The organism is Citrobacter sp. wls757 (genome assembly GCF_005280935.1).
Classification (GTDB): Bacteria; Pseudomonadota; Gammaproteobacteria; order Enterobacterales; family Enterobacteriaceae; genus Citrobacter; species Citrobacter portucalensis.
On sequence record NZ_SZWU01000015.1, the window covers coordinates 167,940 to 172,741 of the forward strand.

The 4,802-nt window shown below is 51.4% G+C and carries 3 protein-coding genes; all 3 read left to right on the forward strand.

Going from position 1 to position 4,802, the window contains the following annotated elements; translation table 11 throughout:
- Positions 1 to 178: 178 nt before the first annotated feature.
- The 3 genes from clpP (at position 179) to lon (ending at position 4,742) form a co-directional block, all read left to right on the forward strand.
- Positions 179 to 802, forward strand: a complete 624-nt coding sequence (gene clpP / locus FDW94_RS02630) for an ATP-dependent Clp endopeptidase proteolytic subunit ClpP (protein ID WP_003021624.1) — start codon at positions 179 to 181, stop codon at positions 800 to 802.
- A 126-nt stretch (positions 803 to 928) separates the two neighbouring features.
- A complete protein-coding gene (gene clpX / locus FDW94_RS02635) occupies positions 929 to 2,203 on the forward strand; it encodes an ATP-dependent protease ATP-binding subunit ClpX (RefSeq protein ID WP_003831013.1) in 1,275 nt (424 codons plus the stop codon).
- A gap of 184 nt (positions 2,204 to 2,387) precedes the next feature.
- The gene (gene lon / locus FDW94_RS02640) at positions 2,388 to 4,742 is read left to right on the forward strand and encodes an endopeptidase La (RefSeq protein WP_003831014.1); all 2,355 of its coding nucleotides are present in this window, start codon (positions 2,388 to 2,390) and stop codon (positions 4,740 to 4,742) included.
- Positions 4,743 to 4,802 lie beyond the last annotated feature (60 nt).

Genomic DNA, 4,802 nt, shown 5'->3' on the forward strand with positions numbered 1-4,802 from the left:
ACGCATTTTGCATGGGAAGAGTGCGAAAACAGCGTTTCAGTGTTAGCGTTACAACAAAAGATTGTTATGCTTGAATTATGGCGATGTCGTACCCATTACTGAGGGACTAGCTGATAATCCGTCCATAAGGTTACAATCAGCACAGCAGGTTTTTTCAAATTTTATCCAGGAGACGGAAATGTCATACAGCGGCGAACGAGATAACTTTGCACCCCATATGGCGCTGGTGCCGATGGTCATTGAACAGACCTCACGTGGTGAGCGCTCTTTTGATATCTATTCTCGTCTACTTAAGGAACGCGTCATTTTTCTGACCGGCCAGGTCGAAGACCATATGGCTAACCTGATCGTGGCGCAGATGCTGTTCCTGGAAGCAGAAAACCCAGAAAAAGATATCTACCTGTACATCAACTCCCCTGGTGGAGTGATCACTGCCGGGATGTCTATCTATGACACCATGCAGTTTATTAAGCCGGACGTCAGCACCATTTGTATGGGCCAGGCGGCCTCAATGGGTGCGTTCCTGCTGACCGCCGGGGCGAAAGGCAAACGTTTTTGCCTGCCTAACTCTCGCGTCATGATCCACCAGCCTCTGGGCGGTTACCAGGGCCAGGCAACGGATATTGAAATTCATGCCCGTGAAATCCTGAAGGTAAAAGGGCGCATGAACGAACTTATGGCGCATCATACGGGTCAATCTCTTGAGCAGATTGAACGTGATACCGAGCGCGATCGCTTCCTCTCCGCTTCTGAAGCGGTAGAGTACGGTCTGGTCGACTCGATTTTGACCCATCGTAATTAATGCCCAGTGCGCAGGTGTGCCGCTATAATTACCTGGAGCGGCACAACGCTGACTAGCGTCTTGCGCCTGAGAATGGCATTTGCGTCGTCGTGTGCGGCACAAAGAACAAAGAAGAGGTTTTGACCCATGACAGATAAACGCAAAGATGGCTCGGGCAAATTGTTGTACTGCTCTTTTTGCGGCAAAAGCCAGCATGAAGTGCGTAAGCTGATTGCCGGTCCATCCGTGTATATCTGCGACGAATGTGTTGATTTATGCAACGACATCATTCGCGAAGAGATTAAGGAAGTAGCACCGCACCGTGAACGCAGTGCGCTGCCGACGCCACATGAAATTCGCAACCACCTGGACGATTACGTTATCGGTCAGGAGCAGGCGAAGAAAGTGCTGGCGGTCGCGGTATACAACCATTACAAACGTCTGCGCAACGGCGACACCAGCAATGGCGTCGAGTTGGGCAAAAGTAACATCCTGCTGATTGGCCCGACGGGTTCCGGTAAAACGCTGCTGGCTGAAACGCTGGCGCGCCTGCTGGACGTTCCGTTCACCATGGCTGATGCCACCACGCTGACCGAAGCCGGTTATGTGGGTGAAGATGTTGAAAATATTATTCAGAAACTGTTGCAGAAGTGCGATTACGACGTGCAGAAAGCACAGCGTGGGATCGTCTATATCGATGAGATCGACAAGATTTCTCGTAAGTCTGATAACCCATCTATTACCCGTGACGTTTCCGGCGAAGGTGTACAGCAGGCGCTGTTGAAACTGATCGAAGGGACGGTTGCTGCCGTTCCGCCACAGGGTGGTCGTAAACATCCTCAGCAGGAATTCCTGCAGGTTGATACCTCCAAGATCCTGTTTATCTGCGGTGGTGCATTTGCCGGTCTGGATAAAGTCATTGCTAACCGTGTTGAAACCGGCTCCGGCATTGGTTTTGGCGCAACGGTAAAAGCACAGTCTGATAAAGCCAGCGAAGGTGAACTGCTGTCGCAGGTCGAACCGGAAGATCTGATCAAATTTGGTCTGATCCCTGAGTTCATCGGTCGTCTGCCGGTTGTGGCAACGCTGAGCGAGCTGAGCGAAGAAGCGTTGATCCAGATCCTCAAAGAGCCGAAAAATGCCCTGACCAAGCAGTACCAGGCGCTGTTCAATCTTGAAGGTGTCGATCTGGAATTCCGTGAAGAAGCGCTGGATGCGATCGCTAAGAAAGCGATGGCGCGTAAAACCGGTGCTCGTGGTCTGCGTTCTATCGTCGAAGCCGCGCTGCTCGACACCATGTACGATCTGCCTTCTATGGAAGACGTCGAAAAAGTGGTGATCGATGAGTCGGTGATTGGCGGTCAGAGCAAGCCATTGCTGATTTACGGTAAGCCGGAAGCGCAGCAGGCATCTGGCGAATAATTCATCAATTCATACAGACATTTAATTAAAAAGGGGGGATTTTATCTCCCCTTTTATTTTTCCGTAAACATGGCGTTGAATGTGTGGGAAACATCCCCATATACTGACATACATGTTAAAGGTGGTGTGAAGCACAGTCGTACCACCTGATTACCTGGCGGAAACTAAACTAAGAGAGAGCTCTATGAATCCTGAGCGTTCTGAACGCATTGAAATCCCCGTATTGCCGTTGCGCGATGTGGTGGTTTATCCGCACATGGTCATACCCTTATTTGTAGGGCGGGAAAAATCTATCCGTTGTCTGGAAGCGGCTATGGACCATGATAAAAAAATCATGCTGGTCGCACAGAAAGAAGCGTCAACGGATGAGCCGGGTGTAAACGATCTTTTCACCGTCGGGACCGTGGCCTCTATTTTGCAGATGCTGAAACTGCCTGACGGCACCGTAAAAGTGCTGGTCGAGGGTTTACAGCGTGCGCGTATTTCTGCGCTGTCTGACAACGGCGAGCATTTCTCTGCGAAAGCAGAGTACCTTGACTCGCCTGCTATTGATGAGCGCGAACAGGAAGTGCTGGTGCGTACCGCTATCAGCCAGTTCGAAGGCTATATCAAGCTGAACAAGAAAATCCCACCAGAAGTGCTGACGTCGCTGAACAGCATTGACGATCCTGCACGTCTGGCGGATACCATCGCTGCACACATGCCGCTGAAGCTGGCTGACAAGCAGTCCGTGCTGGAGATGTCCGACGTTAACGAACGTCTGGAATATCTGATGGCGATGATGGAATCTGAAATCGATCTGCTGCAGGTTGAGAAACGCATTCGCAACCGTGTGAAAAAGCAGATGGAAAAATCTCAGCGCGAGTACTATCTGAACGAGCAGATGAAAGCTATTCAGAAAGAACTCGGTGAGATGGACGATGCACCGGACGAAAACGAAGCGTTGAAGCGTAAAATCGACGCGGCGAAAATGCCGAAAGAGGCAAAAGAGAAAGCGGAAGCAGAACTGCAGAAGCTGAAAATGATGTCTCCTATGTCGGCGGAAGCGACCGTGGTGCGTGGCTACATCGACTGGATGGTACAGGTGCCGTGGAATGCGCGTAGCAAGGTCAAAAAAGACCTGCGTCAGGCGCAGGAAATCCTCGATACCGACCATTATGGTCTGGAGCGCGTCAAAGACCGTATCCTTGAGTATCTCGCGGTTCAAAGCCGTGTAAATAAAATCAAGGGGCCGATCCTGTGTCTGGTTGGACCGCCGGGGGTAGGTAAAACCTCTCTGGGGCAGTCCATCGCTAAGGCAACTGGGCGTAAATACATCCGTATGGCGCTGGGCGGCGTGCGTGATGAAGCCGAAATTCGTGGTCACCGCCGGACCTATATCGGTTCTATGCCGGGTAAACTGATCCAGAAAATGGCCAAAGTGGGCGTTAAAAACCCGCTGTTCCTGCTTGATGAGATCGACAAAATGTCTTCCGACATGCGTGGCGATCCGGCTTCCGCACTACTTGAAGTGCTGGATCCAGAGCAGAACGTGGCGTTCAGCGATCACTACCTGGAAGTGGACTACGATCTCAGCGACGTAATGTTTGTTGCGACTTCTAACTCCATGAATATTCCGGCACCGTTGCTGGATCGTATGGAAGTGATCCGTCTGTCCGGTTATACCGAAGACGAAAAGCTGAACATTGCCAAACGTCACCTGTTGCCGAAACAGATTGAGCGTAATGCGCTGAAAAAAGGTGAGCTGACGGTCGACGATAGCGCCATTGTGGGCATTATTCGTTACTACACCCGTGAAGCAGGCGTACGTAGTCTGGAACGTGAAATCTCTAAACTGTGCCGTAAAGCGGTGAAACAGCTGCTGCTGGATAAATCGCTGAAACATATTGAGATCAATGGCGACAACCTGCACGATTATCTGGGTGTACAGCGCTTTGACTATGGCCGCGCGGACAACGAAAACCGCGTTGGTCAGGTGACGGGGCTGGCGTGGACGGAAGTTGGCGGCGATCTGCTGACTATCGAAACCGCCTGCGTACCGGGTAAAGGTAAGTTGACCTACACCGGTTCTCTGGGTGAAGTCATGCAGGAGTCGATTCAGGCTGCGCTGACCGTGGTGCGCGCGCGTGCGGAAAAACTGGGTATTAACCCGGACTTTTACGAAAAACGCGACATCCACGTTCACGTACCTGAAGGGGCTACGCCGAAAGACGGTCCAAGTGCGGGTATTGCTATGTGTACTGCGCTGGTTTCTTGTCTTACCGGTAACCCAGTTCGCGCCGACGTGGCGATGACGGGTGAGATCACCCTGCGTGGTCAGGTTCTGCCTATCGGTGGTTTGAAAGAAAAACTGCTGGCGGCACACCGTGGCGGCATTAAGACGGTCTTAATTCCCGATGAGAACAAACGTGACCTGGAAGAGATTCCGGACAACGTAATTGCCGATCTTAATATTCACCCGGTGAAACGTATTGAGGAAGTTCTGACTCTTGCGTTGCAAAATGAACCCTCTGGAATGCAGGTTGTGACGGCAAAATAGTGACCTCGCGCAAAGAGCATTAATAAAAACAGGGCTGGCAGGCCATTTCGGGCTTGCCAG